Origin of the sequence: Stappia sp. P2PMeth1 (assembly GCF_900185735.1) — a bacterium.
In the GTDB taxonomy this organism is placed as follows: Bacteria; Pseudomonadota; Alphaproteobacteria; order Rhizobiales; family Stappiaceae; genus Stappia.
The window spans coordinates 523,532-540,043 of sequence record NZ_FYAW01000019.1; the positions used below are offsets into that span (position 1 = coordinate 523,532).

General features: G+C 64.6%; 14 protein-coding genes. 5 read left to right on the forward strand and 9 right to left on the reverse strand.

From position 1 onward, the window contains the following. Position 1: 1 nt before the first annotated feature. From P2PM1_RS13405 to P2PM1_RS13430, 6 genes are all read right to left on the reverse strand, one after another. Positions 2-1,498 carry an aldehyde dehydrogenase gene (locus P2PM1_RS13405; RefSeq protein WP_186399369.1) on the reverse strand — a complete coding sequence of 499 codons (1,497 nt, stop codon included), beginning with the start codon at positions 1,496-1,498 and terminating at the stop codon, positions 2-4. A gap of 327 nt (positions 1,499-1,825) precedes the next feature. Next, entirely contained in the window at positions 1,826-3,274 is a 1,449-nt protein-coding gene (locus P2PM1_RS13410) for an APC family permease (RefSeq protein ID WP_186399370.1), read from the reverse strand. A gap of 194 nt (positions 3,275-3,468) precedes the next feature. Continuing rightward, a complete protein-coding gene (locus tag P2PM1_RS13415) occupies positions 3,469-4,413 on the reverse strand; it encodes a 3-hydroxybutyryl-CoA dehydrogenase (protein ID WP_244301513.1) in 945 nt (314 codons plus the stop codon). Positions 4,414-4,472: 59 nt separating this feature from the next. Beyond that, positions 4,473-5,567: an NAD/NADP-dependent octopine/nopaline dehydrogenase family protein gene (locus P2PM1_RS13420; RefSeq protein ID WP_186399372.1), complete on the reverse strand. Its 1,095-nt coding sequence runs from the start codon at positions 5,565-5,567 to the stop codon at positions 4,473-4,475. Between the two features lie 170 nt (positions 5,568-5,737). Next, a complete protein-coding gene (locus P2PM1_RS13425) occupies positions 5,738-7,108 on the reverse strand; it encodes an aminotransferase class III-fold pyridoxal phosphate-dependent enzyme (RefSeq protein ID WP_186399373.1) in 1,371 nt (456 codons plus the stop codon). Between the two features lie 43 nt (positions 7,109-7,151). After that, positions 7,152-8,666 carry an aldehyde dehydrogenase gene (locus P2PM1_RS13430; RefSeq protein WP_186395632.1) on the reverse strand — a complete coding sequence of 505 codons (1,515 nt, stop codon included), beginning with the start codon at positions 8,664-8,666 and terminating at the stop codon, positions 7,152-7,154. Positions 8,667-8,910: 244 nt separating this feature from the next. On the opposite strand from P2PM1_RS13430, the gene P2PM1_RS13435 reads away from it, so the two are divergent. From P2PM1_RS13435 to P2PM1_RS13455, 5 genes are all read left to right on the forward strand, one after another. After that, the gene (locus tag P2PM1_RS13435; RefSeq protein ID WP_186399374.1) at positions 8,911-11,073 is read left to right on the forward strand and encodes an indolepyruvate ferredoxin oxidoreductase subunit alpha; all 2,163 of its coding nucleotides are present in this window, start codon (positions 8,911-8,913) and stop codon (positions 11,071-11,073) included. Continuing rightward, on the forward strand, positions 11,070-12,629 hold the full coding sequence (locus P2PM1_RS13440) for an indolepyruvate oxidoreductase subunit beta family protein (RefSeq protein ID WP_186399375.1): 1,560 nt from the start codon (positions 11,070-11,072) through the stop codon (positions 12,627-12,629). The genes P2PM1_RS13435 and P2PM1_RS13440 overlap by 4 nt, the downstream gene beginning before the upstream one ends. Then, positions 12,626-13,105 carry a thioesterase family protein gene (locus tag P2PM1_RS13445; RefSeq protein WP_186399376.1) on the forward strand — a complete coding sequence of 160 codons (480 nt, stop codon included), beginning with the start codon at positions 12,626-12,628 and terminating at the stop codon, positions 13,103-13,105. The genes P2PM1_RS13440 and P2PM1_RS13445 overlap by 4 nt, the downstream gene beginning before the upstream one ends. An 85-nt stretch (positions 13,106-13,190) precedes the next feature. Continuing rightward, the gene (locus P2PM1_RS13450) at positions 13,191-13,670 is read left to right on the forward strand and encodes a MarR family winged helix-turn-helix transcriptional regulator (RefSeq protein ID WP_186386028.1); all 480 of its coding nucleotides are present in this window, start codon (positions 13,191-13,193) and stop codon (positions 13,668-13,670) included. Continuing rightward, a complete protein-coding gene (locus P2PM1_RS13455; protein WP_186399377.1) occupies positions 13,663-14,163 on the forward strand; it encodes a MarR family winged helix-turn-helix transcriptional regulator in 501 nt (166 codons plus the stop codon). Before P2PM1_RS13450 ends, P2PM1_RS13455 begins: the two co-directional genes overlap by 8 nt. Before the next feature lie 51 nt (positions 14,164-14,214). Here P2PM1_RS13455 and P2PM1_RS13460 read toward each other — a convergent pair whose 3' ends face one another. The 3 genes from P2PM1_RS13460 to P2PM1_RS13470 form a co-directional block, all read right to left on the reverse strand. After that, a complete protein-coding gene (locus tag P2PM1_RS13460; RefSeq protein ID WP_186395636.1) occupies positions 14,215-15,009 on the reverse strand; it encodes a cyclase family protein in 795 nt (264 codons plus the stop codon). A 174-nt stretch (positions 15,010-15,183) separates the two neighbouring features. After that, positions 15,184-15,693: a flavin reductase gene (locus tag P2PM1_RS13465; protein ID WP_186386025.1), complete on the reverse strand. Its 510-nt coding sequence runs from the start codon at positions 15,691-15,693 to the stop codon at positions 15,184-15,186. A gap of 39 nt (positions 15,694-15,732) precedes the next feature. After that, positions 15,733-16,488: an SDR family NAD(P)-dependent oxidoreductase gene (locus P2PM1_RS13470; protein WP_208985267.1), complete on the reverse strand. Its 756-nt coding sequence runs from the start codon at positions 16,486-16,488 to the stop codon at positions 15,733-15,735. Between the last annotated feature and the right edge of the window lie 24 nt (positions 16,489-16,512).

The following is a 16,512-nucleotide window of genomic DNA, read 5'->3' on the forward strand; positions in this document are numbered from 1 at the left end:
GTCAGGGCCGCAATCGCATCGATACGGATTTGACTTCGGTGTAGGCGTGCACGACTTCGCTGCCGAACTCCCGGCCGAGGCCCGACATCTTCATGCCGCCAAAAGGAACCGCGACATCCAGCACGTTATGCGTGTTGAGCCAGACCGTGCCGGCTTCGATATCCTCGGCCAGCAGATGCGCGGCGTCGAGGTCGCGCGTCCAGATCGACGCTCCGAGGCCGAATGGCGTGGCATTGGCGAGAGCAACGGCCTCGCCGCGGTCGGAGAACGGCATGGCGACGACGACCGGCCCGAAAATCTCCTCGGTCGCCGCTGCACAGGCCGGATCCGGCCGGGTCAGGACGGTCGGGCGAAAGAAATAGCCGGCGCCCGCAGGGCAGTGACCGCCGGCCCGGACCTCGGCACCGCCGTCGATCGCGGCTGAAACGATGGCCGAGACCTTCTCGCGTTGGGCTGCCGAGACGAGCGGCCCGAGGTCCGTCGAGGCATCGAACCCGCTGCCGAGCCGGAGCCGCCCGGCGCGCTCCGCCACCCCTTTCACCACCTCTTCGAACACCGGTGCCGCAATCAGCAGCCGGGACCCGGCCGTACAGACCTGGCCGGAATTGGCGAAGATCGCATTCGCCGCGCCCTCGATCGCGCCCTCAAGGTCGGCGTCGGCGAGGACGATCGTCGGCGACTTGCCGCCAAGCTCCAGGGTGACCCGCTTGAGGCTGCGTGTCGCCTCCAGAAGAATGGCCTGACCAGTTGCGGTCGACCCCGTGAAGGCGATCTTGCGGACCCTCGGATGACGCACCAGGGCGGCGCCCGCTTCGTGACCGAAGCCCGTGACGATGCTCACCGAGCCGGCCGGAAACTCCGCCTCCTCGATAAGCTGTGCGAGGCGGAGGCTTGTCAGCGAGGTCATTTCCGAAGGCTTGAGCACCACCGTGCAGCCGAAGGCGATCGCGGGGGCCAGCTTCTGGATGGCCTGGCCGAGCGGAAAGTTCCAGGGCGTGATCCCGGCCACCACGCCGACCGGCACGCGCTCGGTATAGGTGCGATAGATGCCGCCGTCGTCGACCAACGGCGACGGCGTGATGACCTCGCCGGTGATCTTCGACGCCCAGCCCGCATAGTAGCGAAGCGCGTCGACGGCAAAGCGCATGTCAATGTTGCGCGAGATCCAGAGCGGCTTGCCATTGTCGAGCGTCTCCAGGGCAGCGAGTTCGTCGGCCTCTCGTTCGATCAGCATGGCAAGGCGCTCGAGCAGCCGCCCTCTGTCGAGCGGTCGCATGCGCCGCCATCTGCGATCGGTGAAAACGGCATGGGCGGCCTCGACGGCCTCGTCGACATCCTGCGCGGTGGCCGCCGGAATATGGGCGATGACACGCTCGCTGGCCGGATCGATGACGGGGATCTGTGTCCGGTCGCCGGCCTCGCGCCACTGTCCGCCGATGAACAGTTTCCCGCAAGGGATCTTCGCCAAGAGCCCCTCGGCGCGCGCGGCGGCAGTCATCGAGCAGCGCTCCCGGACAGGTCGCCGCACGGCGAAACGCACAGGATCGGCGGACATTCGGCGAGGGCTGCCGCATCCGGCAAGGCAATCACGGACACTCTTCGTTCCCCTTCCTGTTATCGAGGAAGACTAGGTCATCGCCCAACGGCGGGTCCATTTCGGTTTCGACCGTGAACTATGCCGTTTCGGCCAAGCGCCATTGGCAAAAAGAACAGCCCGGCGTGAGGGGTCACGCCGGGCTGCCGTCAGGGAGGAGGCCCACGCCCGGCTAGGGGAGAAGGGCCGTGGACCGCGCTGCTCCACGGGAACGCGGAGGATCCTGCCGGACTACTGCTCGAGCGCCCTGCCCAATCTCGCATAGAGCACGGGACGGTTGCTCCTGAGCCAGGTGGCAAAGAGGGCGCCACCGATGCCGACCACGGCTATGAGAACGGGGAACGTCTGCACGATGGGACTTTCCGTCCCCGACAGGAACTCGATGTTGCTGATTACCAGACCCACCGCGCCACCCAGGCACAGGACGCTGAGGGCGGGGGCGAAGAGCGCGGCGAACGCCCCCGGACGCTCGCCCGCCGGCAGAGTGCGGAAGAACTGGATCACCGCCAGGCTGACAAGGGCCTGCACGGTCAGGACCCCGAGCACGGTGATCACCGACATCCATGAGAAGATGACCCCATAGGGGTCGAGCCCCGCCAACGCCATGATCAGCAGAACCGACCCGACAAGACCGCTCTGCGCAAGGCCCGCGACATGAGGAGACCGGTGGAGGGGATGCACCCGCGACAGCGCCGAGGCGAGCACTCCCTCCCTGCCGAGGGCAAAGAAATAACGGCTGATCGTGTTGTGGAACGATAGCACGCAGGCAAAGAGGCTGACGATCAGCAGGATGCTCATGGTGGGCACCGACCAGGGCCCGAGAATGTCGGCGGAGGCGGTGAAATAGAACTCCTCGAGGCCGGACTGGGCCGCCGCCGCCACCTGGGAAGGTCCGTAATATTGCGCGATGGCCCAGGTCGAGAACGCATAGAAGACCGTGATCAGCCCGACCGCCGCATAGGTTGCGCGCGGGATCGTGCGGCGCGGCTCCTTCGCCTCTTCCGCGAAGATCGCCGTGGCCTCGAAGCCGATATAGGAGCCAATGACGAAGACGAGCGTTGCTCCCAGCCCGGCCGTGAACACCGTCGACGGCGCGAAGACATCAAGGCTCAGCCCCTCCGGACCGCCGCCACGCAACAGGATGCCCACGCCCAGGAGCAGCAGGATCAGAACCTCGGCAACCAGGCACAATCCCAGCACGCGGCCGCTGAAGGCGATGTTGCGCCGTCCCAGCGCCGTCACGATGGCGATGCCGGCGATCGAGGAGACCCACCAGGGCAGATCGATGCCGAGCGGCTCCAGCGCAGCCGCGACAAAGACGCCGAAAAGCGCATAGATGCCGAGCTGTACCGCGTTATAGGCCAACAGGATGATCATCGCCGCGCCGACGCCGACGGGCCTTCCCAACCCTTGGACGATGTAGGTGTAAAACGCTCCCGCCCCCCGCACATGGCGGCTCATCGCCGTGAAGCCAACGCTGAACAGCAGATACATCACACCAGCAAGAAGGAAGGCGCCGGCGACGCCGGGCCCGTTGCCGAATGCGAAAGCCACCGGAGTGGCCCCCACAACCGCGGTGAGCGGTGCGGCGGCGGCAACGACGAAGAAGACGATATGCGCCAGTCCGAGCGAGTTTCTGGCCAACACCTCTGCCTGACCTGCAGCAGTTTTGGACGTCATGGGTTCCCCTCCTCTGTCAACTATATTACATGATCTTACATATTCTTATTTGTCAAACTTTATGCCGTGTGATCGGTTCCGACGTACCGAGCATAGGTTCAGTTGCTGCCGATCGCGGAGACGTTGAGCCCGCCGTGACGATGCGACCGGATGCGCTCCCCAACGGCGCGCATCCTCGCGGCCACACAGGCTTTTCAGAGCACCGGCGGCTTGGCCAGTTCCAGGTGGCGGAGGCGATCGATGAACGCGGCCAGGCGCTCCTCCCGGTACTTCGCAACGTCCATGGCCCGGTAATCGAGGAAGCCTGCCTCGGTCTTCAGGCCGATCCGGCCCGTCGCCATGTTGCGTTCGATGATCGGCGGCGACGCATAGCGCTCATCGTTGAGCGCCCCCGACAGGTAGCGGCTGGTGTGATAAAGGATGTCGCCGCCACCCCAATCGATGAACTCCAGCAGCCCCAGCACCGAGAAGCGGAAGCCGAAGCCATATTTCACCGCCTTCTCGACATCCTCGACAGAGGCAACGCCTTGCTCCACCAGACGCGCCGCCTCGTTCATCGCGATACCCTGGATGCGCGGGACGATATAGCCGGGGGTCGACGCACACAGCACCGGTACCTTTCCGATCTGTTCGAGCAGAGCCACGAGGCGCTGTGTGACCGCATCCGATGTCGCCTTGCCGGGCGACAGCTCGACCAGGGGCACGATGAAGGCGGGGTTGAGCCAGTGCGCGTTGAGAAAACGCGCCGGCCCCTCGACCGCCGGCGACAGATCGTCGACCAGGATGGTCGAGGTCGTGGAGGCGATGATCGTCTCGGGCGAACACAGGCGCGAGGCCTCGCGAAGCGCCTCCCGCTTGAGTTCCAGGACTTCGGGAAAGCCTTCGAAGACGAGGTCCGCCTCGCCCAGCGCATCCCCCGCCGCCGACTTCGGCAACACGGTGACGCGGCCGGCGATGCGCTCGGCCGCTCCGCTCCCTTCGAACAGGCCGAGGTCCTTCAGCAACAGGAGCGTCTCGAGAATTTCTCCGCGCGCCTCCTCGGCGAGAGCCGCGAATTCCTCCGCCGGCCGCTCCTTGAAGTCGATCAGCGTGACCGGATGGCCCGCATAGGCGAAGACGATGGCAATGCCCCTGCCCATGCGGCCGGCGCCAAGGGCGACGACCTTCTCGCGCGGGCTCGCGCCGGTGACATTGCCGCTCATGCCGAATACCCCCGCTCAAGAAACGCCGCGATGTCCTCGCGCGAGTATCCGCCGAGCCCCACGCTGGAGAGCGGACGCCCGTTGCGGGCGAAATCCTCGCCGCACACCGCCGAGCCGATCGCCAGCAGGCCTGCCGCGATCGGCACGGCGACACCGGCCAGATCAGCGATCGACACCAGGAGGGAGAGACCGAGGCGAACATCCTCCATCATGTAGCGATGCTCGGTGAGCACGATCTTCTCCCGCCAGTCGCCCGACTCCTTCAGTTCGTGATGAGACTCCCGCCCATACATCCACTCCTCGCCCTCGTCGCTGTAGTGGTCGGCGAGCGGGAAATGCGGAGCCCGGTAGCCGAGCGCCTCCCGTACCGCGATCCGCTCCGCGTCGAGCGCGTCCGTCACCCGGCGGATCGAGGGCTGTGTACCCTCGTTGTGGATGTCCCATGCGTCGAAATGTTCGAGCGGTCCGGCATTCATGGTGATCACCGGTGGGTGGATGACGGGGCCGGCATTCATCAGTGCCGCCGACAGAACGTCGCCGCAGGGCTCTATCGCACCGGGAAAGGCCTGCCCGATCACGTTGAGCGCCCGATCCATCCCGGAGCGTGGAAACACACCGGTCGGAAGCCGCGTGCCGCGCGCGCTGACGACGATCTCCGCAAAGCCATGCTTGCGCACCAGCCAGGGCAAAGTGCCCGACTCGGCGAAGGCAACCCCGTCCGCCGTGCCGGCCGCCTGCGCCGCACCGGCGAAGATCAGCGAACCGAGCGTGCCGGGAGGCATGTAGACGACCTGGCCCGGCCGCAGATGCGGAGCCAGTACAGGCGCGAGCGTTTCGTGCGCCGTGGCGGGGACCGGACAGAAGATCAGTTCCGCCCCGGCGAGCGCGTCGCCCATCCGGTCGGTCACCTCGGCAAGGACCGCCTCCCGCCGTCCCTTGCCGTCCCGCAGGGCGATAATGTTGTTTAGAGAAAGGTGGCGCGCCACGTCCTCCGCATTGCGCCGCCACAGGACGACATCGTGTCCGGCCAGCGCGAAATCCGCCGCGGCGGCGAGCGACCCGTTGCCGCCTCCCAGTACTGCAATCCGCATAGACAACATTCCTCCCTGGATTTTCGAGATCTGTGGTGAGTCAGGCGCCCTGACCGCAAGACACACGCCCGCTGCACGGCGAGGTGCCGGCACCAATCCTGGGCCGCGCCGATACCGATGGACCGTCGATGGACCGGCCGGGTTCCCGCCCCGGCGCTCCCGATCGCCGGCTATTTCAGCTTTTCAAACCGTGTGAAGGCCGTGGTGAGCGCATCGACGATCTTGTCGACGTGCTCGGCAGCAATGACGAGCGGTGGCGACATGATGATCGTGGCGCCGGCAGGCCGCACGATCACGCCCTCCTCGCGCGCGAAGGCAGCCACCGCCTCGCCGAAGCCCGTTCCCGGATCCAGGGGCTGACGGGTCTTCTTGTCGGCGACAAGGTCGATGCCGACCATCAGGCCCTTGCCGCGCACCTCGCCGACGATCGATGACAGGCCGGGCAGGTGCTGGAGCCCGTCGAGCAGGCGCTTGCCCTGCACCGCCGCGTTCGCCGGCAGGTCCTCACGCTCCACGATCTCCAGCGCGGCGATGCCGGCGGCGCAGGCGAGCGGATGCCCCGTCGCGGTATAGCCGTGCATGATGAAGCCTTCGGGCGTGACGCCCTGATACCAGGCGGAGGCCACGCGCTTGTTGAGCACGGTGGCGCCGAGCGGGATGTAGCCGGCGGACAGACCCTTGGCCAGGCACATGATATCCGGCTTCACACCCCAGCCCCGCGCGCCGAACATCGATCCGCTGCGCCCGAACCCCGTGACCACCTCGTCGGAAATCAACAGAACGCCGTAGCGGTCGAGCACCTCGCGCACCTTCGGCCAGAAGCTCGCCGGCGGAACAATGACACCACCGGCACCCTGCACCGGCTCGGCAATGAAGGCAGCGACCGTGTGCGGTCCCTGATGCAGGATTTCGCGCTCGAGAAGCGTGGCGACGATGCCGGCAAGCTCCTCCGGATCCTCTGTCCAGGCATTTCGGTAGGGCCAAGGGGTATCGATCTGGAAGCACCCCGGCAGCAGCGGTTCGTAGGACGAGCGGTAATAGGTGCTGCCGTTGACGGAAACGCCGCCGAAATGGACCCCGTGATACCCCTGCTTGAGCGAAATGAACTTGCTGCGCAGCGGCTCACCGACGAGCCGCCAGTACTGCCGCGCCAGCTTCAGCGCCGTCTCGACCGCGTCAGACCCGTTCGCCGAGAACAGAACCTTGTCTGCCTCCTCCTCGGCTGCCATCCCAATGATCTTCGCAGACAGCTCGATCGAGGGTCCGGTCGTGGTACCGGCGAAGGAGGAGTAGTAGCTGATGCGGTCCATCTGGGCGATGATCGCGTCCTTCACCTCCTTGCGATTGTGACCGACATTGACGTTCCACAGACCGCCAATGCCGTCCACATAGGTCTTGCCATCGATATCGGTGACATGGACCCCGTCGCCATCGGTGATGATTTGGGGTGGGTGCTCGCGCGAAAGCAGCGGGTGGATCATCGGGTGCAGTTGGTGCTTCGTGTTGTGCTCACGAAGGAAATTGTCGCGCCTGTCCAGCATGGTGTTGCCCTCCTTCAACGCCGGCTCGGCCCGGCTTCCTGCTTCAGCCGACTGCGATGCAGACGGATTTGGTTTCGAGATAGGCATCGAGCGCGGCACTCCCGTGCTCCCGGCCGAGGCCCGACTGCTTGACGCCGCCGAACGGCATGTTCTGGTCGGGAAGATTATGGGTGTTCACCCAGACCGTGCCGGCCTGGATCTTCGGTACGTGGCGCAGAACCTTGTTGAGGTTGGTGGTCCAGATCGAGGCGCCGAGCCCATAGCGGGTGTCGTTGGCAAGACGGATCGCCTCCTCCGGCTCCTCGAACGGCGTCACGGTGACGACGGGACCGAACACTTCGTCCTGCATGATCGCCATGGACTGGTCGACATTCGTGAAAATCTCGGGCCGGACGAAATAGCCGTCGCCGTCATACGCTTCGGCCGCGACCACGGGCCTTGCACCTTGCTCGAGGGCACGCGAGATGCAGGCGCTGACATGCGCGCGGTGCCGGGCCGACACCAGCGGGTTGATCTGGTTTGCCGGATCAAGACCCGAGCCCATCGGCAGCGAGGCAGCAATGCCGGCGAAGGTCTCCACGACCCGATCATAGATGCCTTTCTGCGCATAGATGCGAGACCCGGCGCAGCAGGTCTGCCCGACATTGAAAAAGGCGCCGATCCCGGCCGCAATGCCAAGCTGATCGAGATCCATGTCGTCGAACATGATCATCGGCGCCTTGCCGCCGAGTTCGAGCGTGACGCGCTTCACATCCTGCATGGCGCGGGCGCCGATCAGCTTGCCGGTTTCGGTGGACCCGGTGAAGGCGATCTTGTTGACACCGGGATGGGCGACGAGCGCAGCCCCCGCTTCCTCTCCCGTGCCAGTCACCACATTGACGACACCTTCCGGAAAGCCGGCCTCAAGGCACAGTTCGGCAAGACGAATGGCGGTCAGCGGCGTTTCCTCGGCCGGCTTCAGCACCACCGTGCAGCCGCAGGCGAGTGCCGGTGCGATCTTCCAGCAGGCCATGTTGAGCGGGAAATTCCACGGGGTGATCGCGGCGACCACACCGACCGGCTCCTTGCGGGTATACGCCTGGTATCGCGCGCCGGGCGGTACGGCGATCGACACATCGATGGTCGAGCCGGTGATCTTGGTGGCCCAGCCGGCCATGTAGCGCACATATTCCGCCGACGCGCCCACCTCTATGAGGCGCGACAGCATGACCGACTTGCCGTTGTTGAGCGTCTCGAGCTGCGCCAGTTCCTCGCCGTTTTCCTCGATCAGATCGGCGAGCTTCAGCATCAGGCGCTGGCGTTGGGCGGCGAGCATGGTCGACCATTCCCCGTCGAGCGCGGCGCGCGCGGCCCGGACCGCACGGTCGACATCCTCGGCCCCGCCGCGGGGTACGCAGGCAAGCTCCCGCCCGGTCGCCGGATCGTAGACCGTGATGCTCTCACCCGAGGCGGCACGCTCGCGGTGCCTGCCGACGACCATGCGGATGTCGGACCCGATGAACGAGCGAACGGCGGGCGAAATTTCCTCAACCGGCTTGTCTGGCTGCGCGATGCGCATGTCGCACTCCCTCCATGATTGGCGCCCCTCAGCGCCGCGATTTTTATTTCACTTATAAGATTATGCTACATCATATTATGGTTGGATTGCAAGCGGGGCTCAGCTACGGTGCCCCGAGAGGGCGATTGACGGAGACACCGGCAGCAGCATCGGTCCCGCGGCGGATGGTCAGGCGGTGTGGCGCGTTGACATACTTAACTGATAAATCTATGCTGGTGCATACTGTTATAGGGAGACTCCAGCCATGGCTGAACGCTCATTTGCTCGCGAGGTCGAGGATCTGCGCCTGTCGGATGGGGAAATATTCAGCGGCGAAGGAATCCTCGCCATCACCAAAGCCTTGCTGCAGTCCGGCGTGTCCTATGTCGGCGGCTACCAGGGCTCGCCCATTTCACACCTGATGGACGTGCTGGCTGACGCCAAGGACGTCCTCGACGAACTCGACGTCATCTTCCAGAGCTCTGCCAACGAGGCGACGGCGGCCGCGATGCTGTCCGCCTCGGTGATGTATCCGTTGCGCGGGGCCGTGGCATGGAAGTCGACCGTCGGCACCAATGTCGCCTCCGACGCACTGGCCAACCTGTCGTCCGGCGGGGTCACCGGCGGCGCGATGGTCATCATCGGCGAGGACTACGGCGAGGGATCGTCGATCATGCAGGAGCGTACGCATGCCTTCGCCATGAAGTCGCAGATGTGGCTGCTCGACCCGCGTCCCGACCATACCTGCATCGTCGACCTGATCGAGAAGGGCTTCCTGCTCTCGGAAGCCTCCAACACGCCGGTGATGCTGGAGGTGCGGGTGCGGACCTGCCACATGCATGGCAGTTTCGTCGCCAAGGACAACGTCAAGCCGGTCTTCACGCTGAAAGACGCCCTCAACAACCCCAAGCGGGATCTCAGCCGCATCGTTCTGCCGCCGGCGGCCTACGAGCACGAGCAGGAGAAGATCCACAAGCGCCTGCCCGCCGCCATCGACTTCGTGCGCGACAACAAGCTGAACGAGTGGATGGGCCCGAGCGAAGGGAAGATCGGCATCCTGATGCAGGGCGGGATGTACAACAGCGTCATCCGCGCACTTCAGTATCTCGGACTTTCGGATGCCTACGGAAACACCAAGGTTCCGCTCTACGTCATGAACGTCACCTATCCGGTCATCGACACGGAGGTCGCCGAATTCTGTCGTGACAAGGATGCGGTGCTGATGGTCGAAGAAGGTCAGCCCGAATACCTGGAGCAGGCCATCAATACCGTGCTGCGGCGACGCGACATCAACACGCGGGTTTCCGGCAAGGATGTCCTGCCGATGGGCGGCGACTACACCGCCCAGGTGCTGATGCAGGGGATCGAGACGTTCTTGGCAACCAACGACCCGCACCTTCTCGGCAACCGCCCGCCCCTGCCCGACCCGAAGCCAGTGCTCGCCCTGCCCGAGGTGCAGCGCCTGCAGACCGTCGTACCACCGCGCCCGCCCGGCCTGTGCACCGGCTGTCCCGAGCGACCGATCTTCGCCTCCATGAAGCTGGTGGAAGAGGAACTGGGAACGCACCATGTCTCGGCCGACATCGGCTGCCATCTGTTCTCGATCCTGCCGCCCTTCGACCTCGGCGCGACCACGATGGGATTCGGCCTTGGCCCGGCCTCGACCTCGGCCTTCAACGTCAAGGCCGACAAGCGCTCGATCGCGATAATGGGCGACGGCGGCTTCTGGCACAACGGGCTGACCAGCGGCATCGGCAACGCCGTCTTCAACAAGCACGACGGCGTTTTCGTCATCGTCGACAACTACTATTCCTCCGCGACCGGCGGTCAGGACATTCTCTCTTCGCGCGCCCAGAACGCAAACCGGAGCACCAACAACTCCATTGTCGAGGCCCTGCACGGTATCGGCGCCAAATGGGTTCGCCAGGTTGACCGGACCTATGACGTCACCAAGATGCGCGACACGCTGAAGGAAGCGCTGACCACCAAGGAGGAGGGTCCCAAGATCATCGTCGCCTCGTCGGAATGCATGCTCAACAAGCAGCGCCGGGTGAAGCCGCAGATCGCCAAGGCCATCAAGGGCGGCCAGCGCGTGGTCAAGGAGCGTTTCGGTGTCGATGAGGACGTGTGCACGGGAGACCATGCTTGCATACGGCTCTCGGGCTGCCCATCGCTGTCGGTCAAACAGTTGGACGACCCGCTGCGCGACGACCCCGTCGCCTCGATCGACAATTCCTGCGTCGCCTGCGGCAATTGCGGGGAGGTGGCGGAGGCTGCCGTGCTCTGTCCCTCCTTCTTCCGCGCCGACGTGATCCACAACCCGACCCGCTGGGACAAGTTCAAGGCGAGCCTTGCTATGACCATCATCCGGGTCTTGCAAAGGAGGCGCGCCATGCGCCGTATCCAGTTCAGCGCGGCCAGCACATGAAAGACGACACAGTCAAGCTGACGCTTCCGGCGGCCGGCCCGGCGACGGAGCGTCCGATCTCCATCGCCATCGTGGCGATGGGCGGACAGGGCGGCGGCGTGCTCACCGACTGGATTGTGAAACTGGCCGAGAACCAGGGCTGGGTTGCCCAGTCGACATCCGTACCGGGTGTGGCGCAGCGGACCGGGGCCACGATCTACTATGTCGAGATGATGCCGCCGCTCGACGGACGCAGGCCCATCCTTGCCCAGATGCCGACGCCCGGGGATGTCGATGTGGTGCTCGCGTCGGAGTTCATGGAAGCGGGCCGGTCGATCCTGCGAGGAATCGTCACGCCCGACCGGACCACGCTGATCGCCTCCAACCATCGCTCGCTGGCCATCACCGAGAAAATGGCCCCCGGCGAAGGGATTGCCGACAAGTCCGCTGTCTCGCAAGCGATCGGCGTGACGGCACGGCGCGAGATCGTGTTCGACATGGACGCCCTGGCCGTCAGGAACGGCAGCGTCATCTCGGCGGCGATGTTCGGTGCGCTTGCCGGTGCCGATATCCTGCCCTTCGGCCAGGACGATTACCTGACCGTCATCCGCGAAGGCGGCCGAGGCGTGGAAGCGAGCATCCGCACCTTCGAGGCAGCATATACCCGCGCCACCTCGGGCGCGGCGCCTGCGCAGACGGGTGAGCAACCCGAGGAGCCGCCTGCGGAGGCCGCCACCGTCGACCCTCGGTTCCTCCCCTTGCTGACCCGCCTGCGCGAGATCCTGCCGGACGCCGCCCATGCGATGGCCGAAGCTGGCCTGCGCAAGGTCGTCGACTATCAGGACCTCGACTATGGGCGCGAGTATCTCGACCTGCTCGATCGGCTGCACGCCGCCGACGCGGAGGCGGGGGGAGCCGGCAAGGGACATCTCTTCACGGTGACCGCGGCCAAGTATCTGGCAAATGCCATGGCCTATGACGACGTCATTCGCGTGGCGGACCTGAAGACACGCGCGCAACGGCGAGCGCGCATCGAACGGGAGATGGGCCTGCGGGAGGGTCAGGTGCTCCAGACGACCGAGTTCATGCATCCGCGCATGGAGGAAGTGAACGGCCTCCTGCCCGCCCGGCTCGGTCGCTGGATCGAAGCGCGACCGCGCCTCTTCGCCTGGCTCGACCGGCGGATCAGCAAGGGGCGACGGATCAGGACCTACACCTTGCGCTGGTTCCTGATGCTCTACCTCGTGAGCAGCCTGCGCTGGCTCCGGCGCCGGTCGTTGCGCCATGAGGTCGAGACGGCGCACCGGGATGCCTGGCTCGCAGCCGCCACCCGCGCACTGGCGAACAATTACCAGCTCGGCGTGGAAGTTCTCCAATGCCGGCGCCTCGTCAAAGGCTACTCCGACACCCATACCCGCGGCCTGTCGAAATTCGACAAGGTCGTGGCCACGATCGCCCTCCTGGAGGGACGCGCGGACGCCGCAGACTGGGCGCGACGCCTGCGAGAAGCCGCGATCCGGGACGCGTCCCAGAAGCAACTGGACGGCACGATAGCAACCATAAAGTCATTCCTATGAACAAGCCCCTCGAAACTCCGGTCGCCTCCCGGCCGATCCCGCTTCTTCTCAAAGACCTCAAAAACGGACTTTGGTCGACCGCAACGAAAATCCGGTTCGGACACTGCGACCCGGCAGGCATCGTCTATACGCCGAAGTTCTTCGACATCTTCAATGTCGTCATCGAGAAGTGGTATGAGCATGCGCTCGGCATCGACTATTACGAAATCATCGGTGCGCGGCGCGTCGGTCTTGGATATGTGAATGCGCATGCGGATTTCTTCGCGCCCTGCCGGATGGGCACGACGCTCGACGTGGCCCTCGACGTCGAGCGGGTGGGGACATCCTCTTTCAACCTGTTGCTTCATGCTTTCAGCGGAGAGAAAGAGGCCTTGAGAGGACGTTTTACGGTTGTCACGACGAGCCTTGACAACCATCGCCCGACCGCGATCCCGGAAGACCTGCGTGCCGCCTTGCTTATTTATGCAAAATCATGAAGTAAGGGACCGGAATCGCACGTGATGCCGGAGCCGAATTCGGGCGGCATTGAACCGGAACCTCCCGACAGATGCGAGGGTCGCAGTGGGCAAGACTATCAGCGAGGGCAAGGGTCTGGACAGGAGCAGAGTTGAAACACGGATCTGGTTGTCGGTGCTTTCGCTGGAAAGCGAGATTTTCTCGAAATTGAATGGCGCCTTGAGCGCTCAATTCGGCATTTCCGTCGCCAAATTCGAGTTTCTGGCGCAGATCGAGCGCTATCCTGCCGGCATCAGCCTCGGGCAGATCTCAGCCAATCTCAAGGTCACGAGCGGCAACGTGTCCGGGCTGGTCCGGCGCCTGCTTGCGGACGGGCTTATCACCAAGACCATGTCGCAGGAAGACCGACGGTCCTTCATCGTGCACTTCACTCCGAAAGGCAAAGAGCTTTTCGACAGGGCCAATGCCCTTCACGCCGAGACGCTGGCGCGCTGTTTCGCCGAGGTGCCGTTGCCAGAGTTGGAAAAGGCGCTTACGACACTCAGATTGCTGTCTTCAGGCATACAGGGACGCCGAAATGACTAAGGCCGGACGCGCCAGAAAAGACATATCGGGCGCGAGCACATCGGAGCCTTTCAGCACTGTAGAGGAGTTGCGCAATTACATTCCGTACTTGCTGAACCTGGTGACGAACCGTTGGAATCTCGATCAGAACCGGGATCTCAACGAGCACGGGATTAACAGTACCGTGCTGCGGACCCTTTCCGTTCTCAACATGCACCCGACACTGACCGTCAACGAGATTGCCGCCTATGCCGTTATCGAACAGTCGAATGCCAGCAGGACAATCGATTTGATGGTCGCGGACGGGCTGGTTCAGCGGCAGATTTCGGAGAAGGACCTTCGCCGCCGCGAAATTGTCCTGACCGACAAGGGGCGGAGCCTTCTCCACACGCTTTGGCCGCTCATGGTTTGCAACCATCAACGCCTGATCGCCGGGATTCCGGAGAAAGACCTGAAAACCTGCGTCAGCACGCTGAAGACGATGATCCGCAATCTCGGCGAAGCCGCGTCCTGAGCCGGTTCGCGGTCGCCAGTGAGGCGAAGCCGCGTGGTCCCACCACCGGGCTCACCGCCCGGCGGTCAGCGCGATCACCCTGAGCGGACTCCCCGACCCTCCTTCGATCTTGAGCGGGGCGGCGACGATGACCGCCCCGAATGTCGGGAGCTGGTCGAGATTGCGCAGGCATTGCAGGCCGAAACGGCCGTTGCCGTGCAGGATCGTATGCGCCGGCAGGGGCGGTTCGAACCCGAACCCCTGGCCGGCATCCGTTCCCACGGTTTCGACGCCGAGACCGATGCAGTCGCGCTCCTTCACCAGAAACGTCACCGCCTCCGCGTCCGGCCCGGGAGAATGCGCGCCGTCGTCCTTGAGATTCAGATAGTCGGGCGTCCCCACCCGCTTGTGCCAATCCGTGCGCAGCAGGATCCAGTGGCGAGCGGGAATGGGACCATGTGTGCGCTCCCAATCCTCCAGGAAGGCGCGCGTCAGCACGAAATCGGCATCGGCCGCCGCCTGACGGGAAATGTCGATGACGACCGCGGGGGCGACGAAGTTTTCCGGCGCGACCGTATCGACGGTACCGTTCGCCACGTCCTTCCCCGAGATCCAATGCGCCGGCGCATCGAAGTGGGTGCCCGTGTGCTCGTTCATCGAGAAATTGTTCCAGTACCAGGCCGGCCCATTCTCGTCATAGCGCGACACGGTTTCCATACGGAACGGCTGGCACTGGCCGAATTCCGGTGGCAGCGCGATGACGGGGAAGTCCGGACTGAGCGTGTTCGTCAGGTCCACCACCTTGATCGACCCGCCGGCGATCGCCCCGACGAGGGACAGCAAAATCTCACCCGAAGCTGCGCTCATGCGATCGGTCCTCCACAGTGCCAGATGACACCCCATCATCGGTCGGCCCGTGCAGGACCGGATCCGCCCCCAAGGCAGATCCCGATGGTTTCCATGGCAATACATAGTCTTATGAATACACTTCCAGTGTCAACCAACGCCCGAGAGCGTCGGCTTTGCCGGCCTGCGAGGCGCCTACACGGGTTTCCGCGCAGCCGGCTCTTCCGCAGTCAGGGAATGATACTTGCGGTCGAACCAGATCAGTGTCTCGGCCGGCGCCGACGAGATCAGCATTCCCACCACCCTGGCGTAGAACACCGAATGGCTGCCGATGGCCCGCCGTTCGACGATCCTGCAGTCGAAGGCGACCACGGCATCTTCCAGCACCGGCGCGCCGGTTGCCAGCGTGGACCAGGCCCCCGTTGCGAACCGGTCCTGATCGGTACGCCCGGCAAAGGCATTCGACAGTTCGATGTGGCGGCTGGCGAGCACGTTCACACACAAGTTGCCGTTGCCGTTGAAAACGTCGTGCGAGCGGTTCTTCTGGTTGACGCAGACGAGCAGCGTCGGAGGGCTGTCCGTGATCGAACAGACAGCCGATGCCGTCATGCCATGGCGCCCTTCGGGCCCATCGGAGGTGATCAGGTTGACGGCCGCCCCGAGGCAGCTCATGCCCTGTCGGAAGGTATCGGCATCCGCTTCCATGGTCTCTTCCTTTCGGTGAGGCTGTGCGCCTGCCTGATGTCACCGCATGAAAAGGCCGCCATTGACGTCCCAGCAGGCACCGGTCACGGAGGCCGCCTGAGGGGACGCGAGCAGCAGTATCATCAGCGCGACGAACTCCGGATCGCCCAGCCGGCCGACCGGAATGCCGGCAAGCAGGCTCGGCATCTTCTCGTCCGGAACGAGGGCATGCACCAGCGGTGTATCCATTGGCCCCGGCGCGACGGCATTGACGGTGACACCGAAGGGCGCGAGATCCCGCGCGAAGACCTTGGTCAATGTCAGGATCGCGCCCTTGGAGGCGGCGTAATGCGCACCGGTCGCCGTGCCGCCATTCTGCCCCGCCAGCGAGGCCAGATTGACGATGCGGCCGTAGCCCCTCGACTTGAAATAGCGACCGAAAACCTGGCTGCCGGCAAAGACGCCGCCGGCATTGATCGCCATCACCTCGTTGAACTCGGCCGGGTCGATCTCCAGCAGCGGCCGGGCTTTGGTCACGGCCGCATTGTTGACCAGAACCTCGACGGTGCCCCAGCGCGCGACCGTCTCGTCCAGCACCTGCTGGAACTCCTGCGGCCGGCGGATGTCCAGCCGCATGGCAACGGCGGTTTCGCCGTCAGGATCCAGTTCGCTCGCCAGCCGGAACGCGGCATCCGCATCGACATCGCTGATGACGACGCGATTGCCCGCAGCATGGAACGTGCGCGCGACCACGGCTCCGAACCCGGCAGCGGCTCCGGTAACGATGGCAACCTGCGGCCGATCAGGAGAAGACATTGCCATAGCGATACCCCGCCGCCC